This window comes from Bradyrhizobium sp. RDM12 (assembly GCF_051917485.1).
Classification (GTDB): domain Bacteria; phylum Pseudomonadota; class Alphaproteobacteria; order Rhizobiales; family Xanthobacteraceae; genus Bradyrhizobium.
The window spans coordinates 6,034,693-6,053,282 of record NZ_CM133064.1 but is presented as its reverse complement, the minus strand read 5'-3'; the positions used below and the strand labels follow the sequence as shown (position 1 = coordinate 6,053,282).

The 18,590-nt window shown below is 60.6% G+C and carries 14 protein-coding genes and 1 pseudogene; 12 read left to right on the top strand and 3 right to left on the bottom strand.

Annotation, left to right across the window (positions count from 1 at the left end; all coding sequences use genetic code 11):
* Positions 1-145: 145 nt before the first annotated feature.
* Positions 146-343: a hypothetical protein gene (locus ACTGJ9_RS29675; protein WP_456673955.1), complete on the top strand. Its 198-nt coding sequence runs from the start codon at positions 146-148 to the stop codon at positions 341-343.
* 691 nt (positions 344-1,034) lie between these two features.
* Here ACTGJ9_RS29675 and ACTGJ9_RS29670 read toward each other — a convergent pair.
* Positions 1,035-1,644: pseudogene (locus ACTGJ9_RS29670) on the bottom strand (ABC transporter substrate-binding protein); the annotation flags it as partial.
* A gap of 288 nt (positions 1,645-1,932) precedes the next feature.
* Here ACTGJ9_RS29670 and ACTGJ9_RS29665 point away from each other — a divergent pair.
* The 9 genes from ACTGJ9_RS29665 to ACTGJ9_RS29625 all read left to right on the top strand — a co-directional run bounded on the left by ACTGJ9_RS29665 (position 1,933) and on the right by ACTGJ9_RS29625 (position 11,003).
* On the top strand, positions 1,933-2,787 hold the full coding sequence (locus ACTGJ9_RS29665; protein WP_456673954.1) for an SDR family NAD(P)-dependent oxidoreductase: 855 nt from the start codon (positions 1,933-1,935) through the stop codon (positions 2,785-2,787).
* Positions 2,788-3,257: 470 nt separating this feature from the next.
* On the top strand, positions 3,258-3,671 hold the full coding sequence (locus ACTGJ9_RS29660) for a cupin domain-containing protein (RefSeq protein WP_456673953.1): 414 nt from the start codon (positions 3,258-3,260) through the stop codon (positions 3,669-3,671).
* A gap of 636 nt (positions 3,672-4,307) precedes the next feature.
* Complete coding sequence (locus ACTGJ9_RS29655) at positions 4,308-4,652, top strand: hypothetical protein (protein WP_456673952.1); 345 nt, start codon at positions 4,308-4,310, stop codon at positions 4,650-4,652.
* A gap of 146 nt (positions 4,653-4,798) precedes the next feature.
* Entirely contained in the window at positions 4,799-5,656 is an 858-nt protein-coding gene (locus ACTGJ9_RS29650) for a hypothetical protein (protein ID WP_456673951.1), read from the top strand.
* A gap of 38 nt (positions 5,657-5,694) precedes the next feature.
* Positions 5,695-6,027: a cupredoxin domain-containing protein gene (locus tag ACTGJ9_RS29645; protein WP_456673950.1), complete on the top strand. Its 333-nt coding sequence runs from the start codon at positions 5,695-5,697 to the stop codon at positions 6,025-6,027.
* Positions 6,028-6,038: 11 nt separating this feature from the next.
* Positions 6,039-6,869 carry an FTR1 family iron permease gene (locus tag ACTGJ9_RS29640; RefSeq protein WP_456673949.1) on the top strand — a complete coding sequence of 277 codons (831 nt, stop codon included), beginning with the start codon at positions 6,039-6,041 and terminating at the stop codon, positions 6,867-6,869.
* Between the two features lie 298 nt (positions 6,870-7,167).
* On the top strand, positions 7,168-8,202 hold the full coding sequence (hemE, locus tag ACTGJ9_RS29635; protein ID WP_456673948.1) for a uroporphyrinogen decarboxylase: 1,035 nt from the start codon (positions 7,168-7,170) through the stop codon (positions 8,200-8,202).
* Positions 8,203-9,890: 1,688 nt separating this feature from the next.
* Positions 9,891-10,100, top strand: a complete 210-nt coding sequence (locus tag ACTGJ9_RS29630) for a hypothetical protein (RefSeq protein ID WP_456673947.1) — start codon at positions 9,891-9,893, stop codon at positions 10,098-10,100.
* 360 nt (positions 10,101-10,460) lie between these two features.
* Complete coding sequence (locus tag ACTGJ9_RS29625) at positions 10,461-11,003, top strand: cytochrome b (RefSeq protein ID WP_456673946.1); 543 nt, start codon at positions 10,461-10,463, stop codon at positions 11,001-11,003.
* A gap of 999 nt (positions 11,004-12,002) precedes the next feature.
* Here ACTGJ9_RS29625 and ACTGJ9_RS29620 read toward each other — a convergent pair.
* Positions 12,003-12,404 carry a hypothetical protein gene (locus ACTGJ9_RS29620; RefSeq protein WP_354116626.1) on the bottom strand — a complete coding sequence of 134 codons (402 nt, stop codon included), beginning with the start codon at positions 12,402-12,404 and terminating at the stop codon, positions 12,003-12,005.
* A gap of 187 nt (positions 12,405-12,591) precedes the next feature.
* Between ACTGJ9_RS29620 and ACTGJ9_RS29615 the strand changes: the two genes are divergently transcribed.
* Entirely contained in the window at positions 12,592-13,116 is a 525-nt protein-coding gene (locus ACTGJ9_RS29615; protein ID WP_456673945.1) for a transposase, read from the top strand.
* Between the two features lie 471 nt (positions 13,117-13,587).
* Here the strand turns inward: ACTGJ9_RS29615 and ACTGJ9_RS29610 are convergent, their stop codons facing one another.
* Positions 13,588-14,025: a hypothetical protein gene (locus tag ACTGJ9_RS29610; RefSeq protein WP_456673944.1), complete on the bottom strand. Its 438-nt coding sequence runs from the start codon at positions 14,023-14,025 to the stop codon at positions 13,588-13,590.
* A gap of 1,904 nt (positions 14,026-15,929) precedes the next feature.
* Between ACTGJ9_RS29610 and ACTGJ9_RS29605 the strand changes: the two genes are divergently transcribed.
* Positions 15,930-17,294 (top strand): MFS transporter, encoded by a 1,365-nt coding sequence (locus ACTGJ9_RS29605; RefSeq protein ID WP_456673943.1) that lies wholly within the window; start codon positions 15,930-15,932, stop codon positions 17,292-17,294.
* Positions 17,295-18,590: the final 1,296 nt, after the last annotated feature.

Genomic DNA, 18,590 nt, shown 5'->3' with positions numbered 1-18,590 from the left:
TGAAGTCGGCTGATTAAGCCCTTCATGCGCCACGCGCCAGCCTCGAGAAATCGTACTCCATCACCCGAGAAATGCCAGCCTCCCCTTCATCTTGCCGGGTAGGGCGGACGCAGATCCTTCTTCGTTTAGCACGATTACAAGCGAGTTGCCCGCCCCGACCAAGGAGGTGCAGAAGCGCGAGCTGGAACTCGGCGACCCGTTGCTCTACCGCGAGCGCCAGCTGACGCAGCTCACCGACCTTGGAAAGGAAGTCCTTCCGGTGCCGGCGTGCGCACTGGCCTCGGCAGAGGCGAGTGCGTCGCAGGGCCCCAGGAGTTCTAACGCAAGGAAGTCGCGCCACTGAAGATGGTCTCCCCCCGCCCCATCTCGGCGTCGCTCGTCCTCGATCCGATCGCGGAGATCGCAAAGTTCGTCCCTGTACTTCAAGTCGAGCCGCGCGAGGGCGCGGCGGAGAAGCTCATCGATCACTTGCCGCCGCAATGTTCGGGTACTTGCAAGACATGCCCGCCCGGATCGATGACTCGTCGCTGTTCAAGGAGCGCTACGTCGCGGCTCTCGCGGCAAACCGTCCCTCGATCGGCATAGACGACTCCGTGAGAACATCTTGCTGGAACGCGCCGACTGCGACGTCACCCCGAAGAATCAGTCGTATTTCCCCGAGAAGCCGCCCCACCTCAGCCACTGCAGTGGCCACGACTTGCACCTGCAGCATATCGCCGCCGTTGGCTTTGGTGTGATCCTGGTGCCCGAGCGCATGCCACGCTTCCGACGCTCAAGACCATTCCGCTCGAAGGCGACCGGGTTTCGCGGAAGGCGCGTTGCTGGCTGTGCACGGGCGCCGCTACTCGCCGGCGCTGGACGCTTTCGTCAAAGCCGCGCGGCGTCGCGACTGGTCGTTCGAAGTCCCGCCGAGGCATGCCGCAAGCAACGATCCGGGAGGTGTGACCACGAGACGCACGCCGGCTGGCAACCGCCTCCAGCCAATCGATCCGCGGACTGACGCCTTACTGATGCCAAATCAGACCGACAAGATACTCGACCGCCTGCGAGTCGATGGTCGGCTCGGCCATCTCATAGGCGACTTCGGCAACGATCATCGACGCATCCTTGGCGCCGAGGCCATTCTTCGGGCATTTGAGGTAATCCTTGCCGTAGTCGTCGTTCTGGTAGAGAACGGCGACCTGGCGTTCGGCTTTTCCTTCAAAACATACCTCGCCTAGATCCGCGCCTCGTTTTGATAGTTGGGCGACCAACCTATAGTGCACGGGAAGTTCTGCGGATCATTCCATTTGGTCGCGCCGGTCTGCACGAACAGTTGCGGCACCTTTTTCGCGTTCATGTATTTCTGTGTGGCAGTGTTGGACGGCGTGCCAAACGAACCGAAGATGAGGAAAACCTCTTCGCTCTCAACCAGTCTGCGCGCCCGCTCGACCGCTTTTGGTGGACTGTAACCGTCATCATAGGAAATGAAGTTGATTTCGCGGTCGTTGATGCCGCCGCGAAAGTAGGCGGCCTCGGTCCTGCCTGTAGTACCGTAACCCGACTCCGCTGTAGAGGTGATGTTGCCGACCTTGATTTCGGTGTCGGTTGCGCCGGCATCGTATTTCTTCTGGAAAATACGCTACCTCTGCTGGCAGCGAGCATTATAATGGCGGTCGAAAACGCCGCCAATTGTCGTGCGATGAAGGACGTCACGTTTCTCCTTATGAACCAATGAATGTGTCTATCGTTATTGTGGAGCCAGCGCTTCCAAAAGCCGACCCTGCCCCTCGTTATCCAGTGGTTTCCAATGTGCTAGTTTGAAACTAGCGACCGGTTATTTCCAGGCTTGGCGCGGAGGCGCGGAAAATGAGACCACGCCGCGCTCATTGTGGCACTCTGCGGCGCGCCCTGGCGGGTGAATTTGTTGAGTGAAAGCAAGGTGGAAAGCGCATGAGAGACTTGGCTGGACAGACCGCATTCGTGACAGGCGCTGCCTCGGGGATCGGACTGGGGATCGCGACCGCGCTGTCACAGGCCGGGGTGAAGGTCATGCTCTGCGATATCGAACAAGAGGCGTTGAAAAAAGCGGTTGCGGACCTGAAGACACGGACCAACGTCGATGTCGACTGCGTGAACGCCGACGTCTCGCTCAAAGGCGAACTTCAGGCGGCAGCGGACGCGACCGTCGCGCGGTACGGCAGAATCCACATATTGGTCAACAATGCGGGCGTGGGTGGCGGCGGCACCTATGGTGAGTGGACTGATGCAGGCTGGAACTGGGTCCTCGGCGTCAACCTGATGTCGGTGATCTGGGGCTTCGAGATTTTCGGTCCGCTGATTGAAGCGCACGGCGAAGGAGGACACGTTGTTTCCACGGCCTCCGTCGCCGGGCTGATTGCGGGACCAAGTTTGGCGTACGATGTGAGCAAATATGGAGTGGTGGCGCTGTCCGAGGGGATGCGTAACGTGCTCGCGCCGAGGAAGATTGGGGTCTCCGTTCTGTGTCCGGGCGTCATCCGCACGCAGATCATGAACTCACGGCGCAACGTGCCGCAGCGATTTGCTTTGGCTATCGCCCCCCCTCCGCCGACAGAAGGACCCCGCGCCGACTTCATCAAGGCATTAAAGGAACGGATCAACCACGGCATTGATCCCCTCTATGTGGGCGAACTGGTTCGCGAGGCCATCGAAAACGACTGGCCCTACATTTTCACCGATACCGAGCACGAATCGTTCATCGACGACCGCTTCGCAGCGATCAAGCAGGGCTTCGACCGTATACGCGGACGAACGCCGCGACACTAGCTCTCGCATCTGCTCACAGCCTTGTGGCCCCCTGCCGATCTGAGAGTGGAGCGCCGTGGAAGCGCCACCACAGCGAACCTGTCCGAGTAGTTCACCAAGATTCTTCAACACCGTCACCTGCAAGTTCAACCCGCACCTCGCCCGATCAAGGCCACGTCGTCGACGCTAGTGTCAGGGCTTTTCGGCCGGTCTGCCGCAGCTTGTCCGGTCTCGTTCGCCGGTCTTTGCGGCTTCGAGCATGTTGCAGATCAAACTGGGTGCCGCAGGTGAATCCACAATCCCTGAAACGGAAGTCTGCGCGACCGCAAAGAGCCGTTCACGTGCCTGCGGCCATCATAACGCGCGGCTATTGACTTCATGGCGTGAGGTCATTTCCCATTCGCCGCGGGCAATCCCATGCTGACGAGTGTGAGCGGCAACTTTCGCCGCCACACACCCGAAGACAAGGGTCCACAATTAGGAGGCTACAAATGTCAGTGAAGCAGCCGGTTCTCACGCCGCCCCAAGGCGGTGAGACGGTGACCTCGACCGGGGGCTCAAGCGTCGAGATGAAAGTGGAGAGCAGCCAGACCGGAGGCGAATATGGCACTGTCCTGTGGACAGTGCGCGCGGGCGAGGAGCCGCCGCTGCACACCCACTCGCGCGAGGACGAGCTGCTCTACGTTGTGCAGGGGCAGCTAATCGCGCGCGTCGGCGATGCCCGCGTCGACGTGGGGCCCGGCGCCTACGCGGCTCTTCCCCGCGGTGTGCCACATACAATCGAGGTGGTCGGCGATCAAGCGACCCTGCTGCTCAGCTTCGTGCCGGGTGGGCTGGAGCGCTTCTTGGTACCCCGCAAAGGCGAGCAGCTCGATCCGGCCGCTTTCGGCCTGACGTTCCCCTAGGGCGGGGACCGGGCGCGCGGCGCTGGCGGCCGTGCGCACACTCGAGCCCGGCTACAGACCGCGCGCGACCGCCGGATGATTTATCCCACGCGCCGGCCGGGTGCGCCTAATGCTCTCCCGGCTTCAAACCAACTAGCGCATCGGCGGGGTAGGGGTGAGATGCGCCAATGCGTCTGGTCGTCTGCAAGAATCCCGCTCTCGCCGAAGAGTACACACGGCGGACCGACAAGTCGGTCGCGCCGCTGCTGGCTTGCACATTCGTGGCACTGTCGCCAAACACCCGAGAAAAGTCGATAGCCGCCCGTTATCGGAATAGCAGAAAGACGATTAGGACGATGCAGTGGGACTGCGCCGGTTCGCATCGGCAACCACGGGGCGGATTTCAGGTGCCTACGGGCATCATAACGCGGGGTTATCGGCTTCATGGCGTGACGTCATTTCCCATTCGGCGCGCGGAACTCCATGCTTGGCCGGTACCTTGCTTATCCACCGCACAGCGGCTTAGCGTGTTGTGCGACTACTTTCGTGCCCCCCAGAGGAAATGCAATGGTCACTCGCGGTTTCACAAGCCGTCAATCCGGATCAGAACCATCGGACCGGATTCCCCCGGGACAGCACCCTCGTCGACAATCCCCGGTGCTTACGGCCGGCGCCACGCCGCGAATCGAGGCCGCGGACCGGACTTTCACGCTCAAAGTCGGACCTCGTCCGGTCGAAGCGTGGAGCCGGTCGGAGTTCAACGCGTTCCCACGAACCAAGATGCCGCGAGACATCCCCGGCGTGACCTCGTGGTCGAAGCTCAGCACCGTTTGGGAGGGCGTGACCGTCGTGGACATCCTCGCCGACGCTGGCCTTACCGGTGATTTGATTGAGATGGACATCGAACTGCTCCGCCAGTTGCTGAACTCGACCGCGCCCGGAGCACGTGACGGCCGGAGCTTTAGAAGCGCTCGTCACCACCATTCACACCCGCCCTTTTGAATCATTCCAAATTAGAGGGAAGGGAATCTCTTTGGATCGAGTGCTGTAATCCGCTAATTAATGCCGCCGAATAGGCTAGGACCGACGGAATGCGCCAAAGAATTGGATGTGTACGGCATTCTAGCGCGCTAATGGGCGCGTCCATTGTGCTGATTGGTCTCGGCGGATTTGCGCGCGCGGGCGGCCCCGCCAGCTCGGATGCAAGCTCATGGCGCGAGATCGAGACAAAATACATTTTCGGATTCACCACCGGCTCAGGTATCGGGATTGAAGGTGAAAAAGAGTTCACGACCGACACGATCGGCCGGTTTGGCAAGCGCGGCGGACGCTACGGTGCGACGGAGACCAAGTACGAGTTCGAATTCACCCCGTCTCAATTCGTGCAAATCGAATTTGGGGCGCTTGGATCGACCCATGACATTCGGAACGCTACCGATCTCGACGACCGTCACCAGGTTGCGTTCAGTGGCGGGTTTGGTGAATTCCGCTACCTTGCGCTTGAGCGGACGTCCAACAACCCGCTGTCGGTGACGCTTGCATTCGAACCGACGGTTCGGCTAGTCGACGAGACAGGTGGTGAGCGGGTTCACAATTACGAATTCGAGACTACTCTCAATGCTGACCTCGAGCTGGTCAGAAACCGGCTCTTCGCCGGGTTCAACCTCCTGTATGAGCCCGAATACACCCACACGCTGCTTGACGAGTCCATCCGGGAAACGAAGCTCGGCGGCTCCGCCGCGCTGTCGTTTCGCCTCACGCCGAACGTCCTCATCGGAGCGGAAGTCTGGTATCTGCGTCATTATGATGACTTCGCGCTCTCGGCGTTTACGGGTGATGCCGTGATGGTCGGTCCGACGCTTTTCGTCCGATTTACGCCAAAGATGTTCATGACAGCGGCGTGGAATACGCAAGTATGGGGTCGCGAAGTCGGAAGTCCGTTCTCGCTCAATCTTGCCGAATTCCAGCGGAATCGCGCCAAACTCAAATTCGCCGTCGAGTTCTAATTCCCTCAAATCCAGGGCTCAGAATGTACGTTTTGACAATGAGCAGGAAGCTGGTCTTCGTAACGCTCTGTACGGCTATGCTGCCGTTCTCTACAGCATCGGCGCAGCAGGCGACCGAAATCCAGATCTCCTACTCCAACGGGCAGTTTCAGCCTCGCGAGGTGCGTGCCCCAGCAGACAAGCCGGTCCTATTCCGGATCAGGAATCTCGAGGGCAAGGCGATGGAATTTGAAAGCACCTCACTACGGGTGGAAAAGGTCGTAGCGGCCAAGAGCCAGGGTGTTATCAACGTCCGCCCTCTCAAGCCCGGACGATATGAGTTCTACGACGATTTTAACGAGAGCGCGCGTGGCGTTCTTGTCGTCGAATAGGCCCACGTCTCGTGCTCGCCGCGCTCATCATCGTTTTCCGCGAGGTTTTCGAGGCTGGCCTCATCGTCGGCATCGTGCTCGCCGTCACGCGCGATGTCGTCCACCGCGGTCGCTGGATTGTCGGCGGCGTGCTGGCGGGTATCGGAGGAGCTTGTCTTGTCGCGGCATTTGCCGGGGGCTTATCGCAGCTGTTCGCAGGCATGGGACAGGAACTGTTCAACGCCGCCATCCTCGGAATCGCCGTCGTGATGCTGACCTGGCACAATGTCTGGATGGCCAGCCATGGCCGCGAGATTGCCCTCGAAATGCGCGCGGTCGGCCACGCGGTGGCCGAGGGCAGCAAGCCGTTAGGGGCATTGGCGGTCGTGGTCGGCGTCGCGGTGCTGCGCGAAGGCAGCGAGGTCGCGCTGTTTCTCTATGGGGTCGGGACCTCCGAAGGCGGCTCGGCCCTGGCCCTTACCGTCGGCGGCTGCCTCGGTCTGTTGCTCGGGGCCGCGGTTTGCCTGCTGACCTATTTGGGCCTGCTGCGGATTCCACCGCGCGCGTTGTTCGCAACGACGACTGTTTTGATCACTCTCCTGGCGGCGGGTATGGCGGCGCAGGCCGTCGCCTTCCTGGAGCGGGCGAACTGGCTAACGTCGCTCGACAGCGTCGTGTGGGATTCGGGCTGGTTCTTGTCCGAGGCCAGCATTCCTGGCCGCGCCTTGCACACGCTGATCGGCTATACTGATCAACCGACGCAAATGCAGCTCTTCGTCTACCTTGTAGTTATCGCGGTTACTGGTCTTCTGATGCGGCTGACCGCGCGCGTGCGCGGTGAGAACGTTATCGCACCAGGCTGATGAACGTGAGATGGGTTCGGGGCCCGGCGCTTACAATGTAGCTTCGCGCGCGGATAACTGGAAGTTAACGTCTTTCTGGAGGCCGCAACGGCTACATAGGCGCGTGGATGACGTTTACCCAGCCACCCACGAGATTCCATCAAGCGGGCGAGGGAAATTCTGGAAGGTCCAAGGAGTTACTCTTCGACGTGGCAAGCTGAGCCGGGATGAAGCCCGGCATAGTCGCACTGCTGGTTCCCCTTTTCCGCTCGGGCGCTTGACGGTGTATCAGGAAGCCCAATCTGCATCAGGACGGTTCGTGCCCCAGTCTCCGACCAAGCCTTTCATCGACGTCCTCTCCGGCAAGCCGCAGGCGATCCCGCCGATCTGGATGATGCGGCAGGCCGGCCGTTATTTGCCGGAATATCGCGAGGTCCGCGCCAAGGCCGGCGGCTTCCTCGATCTCTGCTTCAATCCGGAGCTCGCGGCCGAAGTGACGCTGCAACCGATCCGCCGGTTCGGGTTCGATGCGGCGATCATCTTCTCCGACATCCTGGTGATCCCCTATGCGCTCGGCCGCTCGGTGCGGTTCGAGGTCGGTGAAGGGCCGCGGCTCGAGCCGCTGGATGAACCCGCTAAGGTCGCCACGCTCGCCTCGCAGGCTGACCTCGGCAAGCTCGCGCCGGTGTTCGAGGCGCTGCGCATCGTGCGCCGCGCGCTCGATTCCAGAACCGCGCTGATCGGCTTCTGCGGCGCGCCGTGGACGGTCGCGACCTACATGGTCGCAGGCCAGGGCACGCCGGATCAGGCGCCGGCGCGCATGATGGCTTACCGGCATCCCGAGGCATTCGCGAAAATCATCGACGTGCTGGTCGAGAGCTCGATCGACTATCTGCTGGCGCAGCTTGCTGCCGGCGCTGACGTGTTGCAGATCTTCGACACCTGGGCCGGCGTGCTGCCACCGGCCGAGTTCGCGCGTTGGTCGGTCGAACCGACGCGGCGCATCGTTGAAGGCGTGCGCGCCAAGGTGCCGGACGCGAAGATCATCGGCTTCCCTCGCGGGGCCGGCGCGCAATTGCCCGGTTACGTCGAGGCCACCGGCGTCAACGCCGTCAGCATCGACTGGACCGCGGAGCCGGCCTTCATCCGCGAGCGCGTGCAATCATGCGTCGCCGTGCAGGGCAATCTCGATCCGTTGGTGCTGATATCAGGCGGCGCCGCGCTCGACCGCGCAATCGACAACGTGCTGGCGAATTTCGGCCAGGGCCGGCTGATCTTCAATCTCGGCCACGGCATCCAGCCGGAGACACCGATCGCCCATGTCGAGCAGATGCTGAAGCGCGCGCGGGGCTGAAGAGAGATTCTTCCTTCCGGCGCATCCTTCGAGACGCCTGCTTGAGGCGAGCTCCTCAGATAAGGACTTGTTTTGCGGAGAAAAAGCCAAGGCGCTGAAATACAAGACCCTCATGGTGAGGAGCGCCGCCTTGCGGCGCGTCTTGAACCATGATGCGGTGGAAACCGACTGCCTTCACCGAAAAAACGCGAAAACAACGCCAGTGCAAGCTAGAAATCATTGAAGGATTTCGTCTGGCTGGCCCTAAGTCCCACAGCGACCAATGAACTCGCGAAATCTATTCTGGCGAGCGTAACCGCATAGGCAACAATTGTGTGTAACGAACGAGCTCCGCTGAGCTCGGCGGTTATTTCGACCAACGTTCCGCATCCTCTCGGTTCAAGGCGCTCAAGGATATTCTCGAGCGCATGCGCGCGTCCGACCAGCAAAACTTCTCGTGCTCGGATGCCTCGAGCGACCCGCCACGCTCTAGGCGATCGAGTGCGTTCCTCCGCTGACAAGCGAGCGCCCCGCGGGATAGAACGCGCTGCTGCAGCCGGTTGGTGGCCCAGCGCGCAGTCGAACTGTGAACCAACGGGTTGCTACGAGCGCGCCGCCGAACTCGCTGTCCACCTTACTGAGATCGGGAGCCGAACAAACCTCCTTGCGGCCGTCGCAGTTTTTCAGCGCGAATCGAGCAAAGTGGAGCCGTCGACTTAAAGACGAACACCATAAACCTTCGTATCGTTCCGTGCCCCTTTATTGGTGTCCGACGATTACCTATGTCCGATTGAGCTACTGGCCCCGATGGTCTTAGGCTGCATGTGTTGGAACGCACACGAGTTTATGAAGTGCGATGAGGAAAAAAGAGGATCGAGGAACAACTGTACTAAACCAGAAGGAGACTGCGATGCCCTATTGCTCCGAAACTCCTAAGTCTGGCAGAGCCGCGCGATGCGCAGTTTGTGACGGCAAGTTTGGTCTCGTCCGGCACTATTCGTGGCGAACCGGGCTATGTTCCAAGAAATGCGTCGATCGCTTCAGAGCTCGTAGGGAAAGTGACCGCGATTGGGTAAGCTGGCTCCCGATCGCCTTCAACCAACTGCCAGAGAAACGGCCCGGGGCATCATGACGCTCCGGAGCTCGCAACGCGGCACTGTGTATTTGGAAGCAGGACGGACTTTGCTCCGCACGGCTCAAGCGGTGATTGACTCGGTGATTGCGGCCCGGCTCGAGGCCCTTGCCGACGACTACCAGTCGCAGGATGAGAACGTTCGCGTCTCGATTAATCCAACGGCATCGGCTCGATCGGCTGCCAACAACTGAGGTGAGTGGTGTGCATGACCTGACGGGCTGCTTCATCGCTCGTCTTCGGAAGAAATCGAGGCGATCTTTCGAACGTCCGGCGCGCGACCCCGGTCGCGAGCAGTTTTATTGAATCGCCCGCGCGGCTTCAAAGTTGGAGCTCAGATGGTAGATCTGAATGAAATGAGTATGGTGATATCATAGCGAAGCTGGTTCACGAGGCAGCTTTTCGGAGCGAATATGGGCGAAGTCATTCGGTTTGTCCCAAAATCTGAGCCCGAGCGAATTCGCCTAATTCGAGAGGCCCGCGCGATACACGACAGTATCTTCCCGCCGGAGCAGCAGGACAAGGCACTGACAAGTCACGAAGTGGGCGGCACCACCGGTGACGAGGGCGAGTTCTCATGATCAAGATCATCGCCGTGCTCTGCAGTCTTTCCTCTCCGGCAAATTGCCACGAGCAAATTGTCACCACCTCGAACTTCGCCGAGGTCTCGATGCAGTCCTGCCTGATGGGCGCGCCGCAGCTCGCCGAGTGGATGATCCAGCATCCGGCCGAGCGTTTGGCCGCATGGCGCTGCGTAATTGGAAGACAGGATGGCAGGGGCGCTTAGATTAGAAGGCGGCGTTCGCTGGTCTTCCTCCCAGAATCCGGCGAACATGCTTTCCGCCAATGCAGGAGCGAAGACAACTACGCTGTCGGCCTATCGCTCCAGTTGTCAGCAGGACGGAACAAAGCTAATGGGCGGTTCTCTTTTTACGACCTCCCCTCCAATCTCCGCGGCCCTGGCCATGATCATCTCCCGCGTGCAGTCTGGGTTAAATAGCACCGGAGGCTCGGATGCCCCATTTCGGGCCGCTGGGCAATGTGGAGGTAATGTTGATCGCCGGGGGAACCGGCCGTCTTACTACCGCCCAAATCTCTGGCGAGACGCCGCGCCAGTTCACCAACCGTGTGGCGGGATCGGAGCGAGGTGATCGGATTGCGCAGCAATTCCCCTCGCCACGGCGCCGGGGCCAAAGTCCTGCATTGGCTGACCGTCATGCTAGTTCTCGCCGCTTATGTGCTGAGCAACGGCGACGGCTATTCGCTCTATTCCGCGGCCGCGGACGGATTCCGGAGGGTTCACGAGGCGCTTGGGGTCGTCCTGTTTATTGTTGTCGTGCTGCGGCTGCTATGGCGTTTGATCGAGACTGCACCCGCGAGGCGGCCAATGCTGCCATGGATGGCTGCGGCCGCAAAGCTCGTTCACTTCGCGCTTTATGCGCTTCTCATCGCGATTCCGGCAACCGCGGTGCTCGGCACTTGGCTGGAGGGGATTCCCGTCACTCTTCCCGGATTCGACATCGCCCCCCTGATCACGAAGGCACATGGACTGGGGCAGCTGATCATGGAAATACACAGTACGCTCGGCAATGCCATTCTCTGGATTGCCGCCGTGCATACAGCCGCGGCTCTCTTCCACCACTTCTATCTGCGCGACGACGTTTTTCAATCGATGGCTCCGGGCGCATGAATGAGTAGTCTTGCCGCTTAGATGTAGCCATGACGGCGCAAGTAGAGAGACCATGTTGAAACCCCTACCGCCCGCAGCTAGATCGACAGCCTACGCGTTTGACCGGAACCTAGGACGGTCGCATTCGAGCAGTGACGCGTCCTGCGGGTGTGGACGCTGTGTTAATAATGTCAAGCGGTCGCGCGATCGTTCCGGAGCGACAGGAGGGCGCCGACTTTGGCCGTCACTCTGGTCTTGAGGACTAAATCGGCTTCAAATTGTTAAAAGCAGGGCTCTTGTCTACGGTCCTGGGCGTTGGGTCAGAGCTCAGCGCTGGCGCGCATAACGATAACAACACGCCGTCGTCCAGGCGCTTCGATCGGGTACGGCAAATTTTCTGAGCCAAACCCGACAGCAGGTCGTTCCGTGACCCGCAGTATTCAAGCTACATTGATAATCAGGCGAGGCTTCGAGTGAACGTGATCGTCAATCGCGATCTGGTGATCGAACCCTAGCAGTGACGGAGAGCAAAATGAACATCGGCGCCGAAGAGGGGCTGAGCCGGTCGCAATGAAGGTAAAACGCTCCCGGCTGCCGTTTACTGTAATCTAAGAGAAAGTGCCGAACTGCTAAAGCACGACGGCCGTCATACTTGATCTGAACTCGCTCGTGATGCTGGCCCGATTTACGGCGATTGATCGGTCGCTTCGACGAGCGCGAAGGCAGACTCGAAACGAAGATGCATAGCCTCCGAGGTAAGGAAAATTCACAAAGAGCCGCGACCTGAACTGCTGGAACCATCTTCTGGGCGGGAAGGCTCGCGACCCACCACCACGACCGGCCACGCGTGAGCCGGCTGCCTTTCCCGAGGAGGCGCTCGGGCTATAGGGGTTGTAGTCGGTGCATGCCTTTCACATGACTGAAAAACTAGACGCCTAGCACGCCGGCGCTGATGCAGCATCCCGGGACTTGCAGTCAAACGCGGCGCAAGGTTTGCCGCACGGCCCGCGGGTGTCATGCCTAACCCGCTGTGCGCGTGTGCAATCCCGGACGCCTCACAAGTGGCTCTTCAGGCGCGTCAAAGATTGACGTCGTGAGCAGGACAGCGGCAGCGAGGATCCAGTAATACGACGCGTCGAGCCAACCGAATTTGAGGGCAAAGGGTAGGATCACAAACACCACCCCAAGGGCGCGATCGAGCCGAAGGTGCAGCCAGTAGGGGATGATACGGACGAGACCGGTGGGATGGTCGGTTGCCGCGGCCAAGAGCAGCGCGGCAACACCGACAACAACGGAAAGCCACATCGCGAGTGGTTCGCTCTGGCCCAGGTTCAGCACGAATGGCGCTGCGATCAGGACGATCGCGGCGGGATAGTCGATCAGGTAAGCGTGGATAGACTTGGTGATGAAGCGGAACGACATCAGTGACTCCTACGTGCTTCGTTGCTCGTGCCGCCGTATGCCGGGAAGCACTCTGCACAATCGTCAGGGGTCAGCCCGTTAGACACCCAGGAAAGCTATGCCGGTACGCCAAGCATTAGAAGTGCCTGGTCGTTATGGTTTCCATTCCACTCGCCCGGGGCACCCCCCCAGAGGCGTCAAGCTCGTCATGTCCGATGCCCTCGAGGGTATGAAGGCCACCGTAGCAAAGGTGCTCAAATGTAGCTGGCAGCGGTGCTGCTTCGACTTCGTGCGCAATGCATTGGCGCATGCCGCAAGACCGGACGGCGCGTCGTCTCCCGCCTTCCTTGCCAAAGCGTTTGCCCAGGACGATGCCGAGGCTGGCACGACGCAGTGGCGCAAGGTCGCCGATCAGTTCCGCCCCAAGCTGCCGAAGCTTGCTGCCTTTCTCGACGCGGCGGAGACCGACGTGCTCGCCTACACGACCTCCCGCCGAAGCACCGTACCAAGCTGCACTCCACGGATTATCGAGCGCCTCAAGGGCGAGATCAAGCGGCGCAACGAGGTGCCCGGCATCTTTCCCAACGAGAACGCCATCGTTCGCCTCATCAGCGCGATCCTGCTCGAACAAAACGATGAATGGGCCGTCCCGTGTGCCCGTTATATGACAATGGAAGCAGTCGCGCCGTTGAGCGATGATCCGAGCGTCAGCCTCACGGCTCTCGCCAGCTGACCTGCCCGGCTCTCGCCGGCAACGCGGTGATCCACCGCAAGCTAAAGCAGGCCACGGGACACGATGAGCACATTGGGGTGCGCGGCATCGTAGCGGATCGCATTTCCACTTCGACGGGCTGGCCGTGCTGGATCGGGATGCCGGGACCGAACCAATCGATTATTGCAGCACGGGTTTCGATCAACATCAAAGAACGTGAGTGGGGTCCCCCACGCGGGTTATTGCTTCCTAGAGAGAATCTGCTGCGCATCGCCGAATAGCCGCTCAAACAGCGGCTACAGTGCCGGGTGTTGAGCAGCGAAGCATTGACCTCGAACGCAAGCATCTACGGCGCCACAGCGCCGCTCCTGCGCTCTTGAGCGCTTGCGGGTGTAGCCCTCGCTACAGCCCTCGCTGTCACCCCGCCGATTGCGACAGTTCCGAGCCCCGCAAGTAGCCTGCCTCCCAGCACCGAGGATTGTGCAGCGTCGGTCATTGGGTTTGCTCTTTTGACCCGCTAAGATGAACCGATCCCCGCCTGCGGGTCCGCATGTTGGGGTTCGCTCTCTGGGCGGCGCTCACCTCGGGCGCGTTGAGAGCTGAGGTCGTCAGCAAGACTGCAGCGGCGAAAACCCAGCAATAGCCGGCGTCTGGCCCAGTGACATGGAAAGCGGAGGGGGCAGTGATGGAGACCACACCCAATGCGCGGTCCACCCATTGTAGCGCGGCACGGATGATTCGGACGAGCACCGTCGAGTGGTCCGTGAACGCCGACAGCAGCAGTGAGACGCGGGTCACCACCGAAAGCCACAGCGCGACAGGACTGCTCTTACCTAGCTTCAGCAGGAATGGCGCGACAACTAAAACGAGGGCGACAGGATAGTCGATTAGGTACGTGTGGATAGATTTTGTGATGAATCGGAATGACATGGCGGAACTCCTGCGTGCTAGGCTGCTAGATCGAGTTGTTGGGAACATCGAAAAAGGGGCTTGTGATCTGGGCGACCCGTGCTGCCACCAAATATCGATGAGGCGTATGAAGAGGGTATTCCCGTCCGCGCGACGTTGAAAATGTCGGATCGTTATCGTTTTCATTATCTCCAGCCGCCCGGGCTAAAGCTTTCAGACGCCAAGGACCCCCGCGCAGGCCGTTAGACCAAGCGCTCCAGTAGAAATCTCTTCCACTCGAACATTCCCGGGTTGCCACTGCTAAGTCGTGCGAACTCAGCACCGGCGGTCCGAGGGGCTTCCATCCGATCGATTTTGAGCAAATCTCGTTCTGAGCGCGTGTTCACAGTTGATCCAAAGTCGCACCGTTCTTGTCACCGGCCAATTATCCAGGCGCCGCCATCGTCGATCTGAAAATGCCGCGTGAACTGCAACTTGCTCGAGGCAACCAGCGGGTCAGCCGCATGCCCCACCGGCCCTCGCGGGCGCAACGCCGCTAGCGACACGTGGCGCCGGACCAGATGCCTACCGCACGGACTTTCTTCTCAGTGGGCAAGCGCTGCTCGTGCACCGAAAGGCCGTCAGGCAGGATCAAGCCTTCGCCCAAGCCTTGCAGTGACCGGCCGACGATGAACCGGCGCGGAGCCAATCACGGCGACGCCGAGGCATGGAGACCGCCCCCGCGAGGAAGGTCCGCGGAGTTCGACGTTCATGACCCAGTGCACTTGGAACGGCGACAGGGCCATGTCCGCCAATCGCCGCGAGGGGACCACACGGCGCTGCTGATGAACACAAGGCAGTTGCCCACGCTGCACGCGGAGAGCACGTTTGTGCTGTGCCCAACGCCCCAGACTTTTAGAGCCTCAGGCGGCGGTCGGCCAGGATCAGGGACGCGCCGCTCACGACGTAATCCTTCAGGTTTAAATCGAGCGCTTCGCGGGCGCGAGTTCATTGGCCAGCAGCTTGAAGCCGGGCCGCCGCATCCGTTGACAAATTACTCCTCTCGACATCAATGCAACTTCAGGCAGACTCTTCCTAAACCGCTATCGCTTCCGACCCGCGCTGCAATCCCATCGCTGGACGAACATTGCCAATAACAGATGCGTATAGTTTTCATGGAAACGGGGAATGGCGCGGTGCCCTTCCTCAATCCATTCTAAGTCGAGGCGAGTTGCGCAGTCCCAGCTACTGCAGCACGCCGCCCTCAGAACCGCAATAACCATGGTTTATCAACTCTATGCCGCGAGATGATTTCCCTCACCGCTGGGCGACCGCCATCGTGTGAGACCGCATTTGTGGCAGAGGCGGTGGAGGATCATTCGGCGCTTTGATCGTCAGATATCGGAATGAGGGAGTACAATTTTGAGGCTGCAGACAAAGGGCGTCTCTCATAGTTTTGCATGCGCCTTTGGCGGCGCAACGCGATCAGGCGGGCGGGTTCGGCGTCATCCTGTGTAACCGCGGTGCCTGCAACTTTTTGCGACGGTGGACGATGGGGCCGGGGGTATCGAAATCGAAGCAGTATCGGAGGACGGTCGGGAAAACACGGAGGCGCTCGTTGAAAAGCTCAGTTTCATGGTCGCCTACGGCTCCGATGCGCCAGTGGTCTCCGTAGTCATCGGAGCATGGCCAATGACGATCCGTCTATCTCCAGGCAACCAGCTTTGTTCTCAATCCCCAGGGCCGGATCGTGACTCCGTCTATTCGAGCGTCTGGGTCTGGCCCGCGACCTCAAACCTTCGGCAAATTAGTGCGGAACAGCGGCAAATTAAGGGGGAGGTCGATGAATGGCGCAAGATTATGTAGAGTGCCGCAGCCGCGGCGCTATCGATCCAGAACCCAGCCCCCGAGAGCTCGGGCGGAAAGCGCCGGCTCGGTGCCGACGCATGGTGCTCACGGCCTGTGTGCTCGCGTCCTCGATGGCGTTCATCGATGGGACAGCGCTGCCCGTCGTGCTGCCGATATTGCGCGCCGATTTCGGTGCTGACCTCGTCTCCGTCCAATGGGTTCTCAACGGCTATATGCTGGCGCTCGCCTCCCTGACATTGATCGGCGGCGCGCTCGCGGATGTTTATGGCAAGGCGCGCATGCTCGGCCTCGGTTGCGTCCTGTTCGCTCTGGCGTCCGCGTCTTGCGCGTTGGCGCCTTCGCCCGCATGGCTGATCACTGCCCGAGTGGCGCAGGGAGCGGCCGCAGCGATTGTCACACCTGCAAGTCTCGCCCTGATCGGGGCAACCTATCCGCGCGCGGAGCGGAACCGGGCGATCGGCGCATGGGCAGCGGCATCCGCTCTCACCACCGCCGGAGGTCCTGTCCTGGGCGGCTGGCTCACCGAGACCTTTGGCTGGCCATCCGTGTTCTGGATCAACCCGCCCCTCGCGCTGGTAGCAGTGGGAGTTCTGCTGGTGTTCGCGGGCAGAGATGACCTCATCCAGCGCCGGTTCGACGGGATTGGCGCAGCGATCCTCGCTTTAGCGCTCGGGACGCTCACCTGGGCGCTGAGCCAGATCGGACCAAGTCAAGCTCGGACCGCGGGGAACGCACCAGCCCAATCCGTGACGGTGCTCACGATAGTCGCCGGGTTCGGCATTCTCGGGTTCGCCGTCTACGCGTTCTGGGAGGGCAGAAGCGAACATCCGATGACGCCACCCCGCCTGGTGGAGAACCGCACCTTTCTCGGGCTGAACGTTGCGACGCTGATGATCTATACGGGGATTTCGATCGTGTTCTTCCTTCTACCTTTTGACCTCGTCGACCGCCGCGCCCTGTCGTCGACCGATGCCGGGCTGGCATTCCTGCCTTTCACGCTCGGCGTGGGGCTGTTGTCGAATGTCTTCGGCGGGTTGGCCGACAAGATTGGTACGCGGACCGTGCTTGTCGCGGGACCGGCAGGTGCCGCGCTCGCCTATGTCTGGTTGGCGCTCGGTCAGGAAGAATCTTTGATACTTGGCGTGATCGTACCCATGACGCTGCTTGGCCTGTCCTTCGCGGTGCTCGTGGCTCCGCTCACCGCGTCCGTCATGTCGAGCGTTGACCAGACGGATGAAGGGCTCGCCTCCGGCATCAACAATGCAGCGAGCCGAGTTGCGCAGCTTGCAGGTGCGGCATTAGCCGCCGGTGCCGCGTCTTTCGACTCCGGCTACGAGATCGGTCTCGCCGTAGCCGCTGGCACCTCAATCGCCGGCGCCTTGACAGCCGCAATAACCGCGACGCCAGCCGCGACGAAAGCGGGCGGCCCGGGAGGGGCTTAGACCATCGAGTTCAACCAGATTCGATAGTCCTCGGCAGTCACCCTCAACTTCACCGAAGCAGCCATGCGAAGCGGAGTGTCTCGGCCCCTGATTACCGCGCGAGGCGCTCGAACAGGGGTTCGGCGGAACGTCGGTCTATCGCGATGTTCGCGGTCGCCGCGAGGCTTTGACGCGGGGGATCGTGAACACAATCGCTCGGGCCCTGATTACCTGGTCCGTTAGCGGCAGGCCTCGCGCCGGAACTCTGCCGGACCTCATGAAGATCAGCGCGTTGATGGGCGCACGCACTGCCGCGATCGCATCCTCAGGGGGAATGCCGAGGGACCATCTAGGCGGTGAAGTCACCTTCTAGTCAGCTGATCGCCCCGATCGAAATGGAACTAAAAGCCCGCTTAAACCCGTCCACTTTTCGGGGGGAAGATCAGGTGGCCTGCAATAATCGGCGATCTCGGCCGCGTGTTGACCGACCGGTTTGCAGAAAGCCAACACGTGGAAGCGAGGTGCGCATGACCGAGGAAGGCTAAACTCTTTCAAATACATGTTGGCTAGCGGCGGCTTGAGGTAGCCGCACGCTATCAAACTTTGGCGTCACGACCACCCCTAGTCACCACTAACTGTAAGAGAAGCCGGGATAGCTACAAGTCGGATAGCTCCAATATCATCGTCAATCCATTGAGCGCCGTCGAAGGCGGTGATCTAATTACGGGTCCCCTGGAGGTCGGCGCCGACTTCCTTACATGCACGCGCAAGCCCTCGGGAGCGCAGAGGACTCTATCACATACGGCGGACACGTCGGCAAGTCGGTCCAGGGCGCTGTCGCAAAGGCGCCGACGCGCGGTCCGGGTGCACAACCTGACCTGTAATGTCCGTAGTCGTAGGTTTGATAATATGAATTATAGGTCGGATCGCCCCAATACGAACTATAGGCCGGATAGCCCCAGTCCGCATTATAGGTGGGATAGCCCGAGTACGAAGGGTAGGGATGACCCCGCCGCACCTGATAGCGCACTGCCGTCGTCAAGGCCGGTGCCGCCGCTCTAATCGACGTAGCATTGATCGGCGCAGCAGACGATTTGGCCGTGGCGGTCACTGCAATAGGAAGAGCAATCGCGAGCGCAATCGCGAGGCTGCAGACTTGAATCTTCATGCTAGCTCCTGTTCGTTCTAACCCCCCGAGGAGAATGACCTTGCAAGGCCGGCGAGGGAAATCACCTCTGGCCATCGAGTCGATAGACGATCATTATTGCCGCGCGCCGCATGATGCCGGAACGAGGAATATTCGCGGCTGCGTCTGCA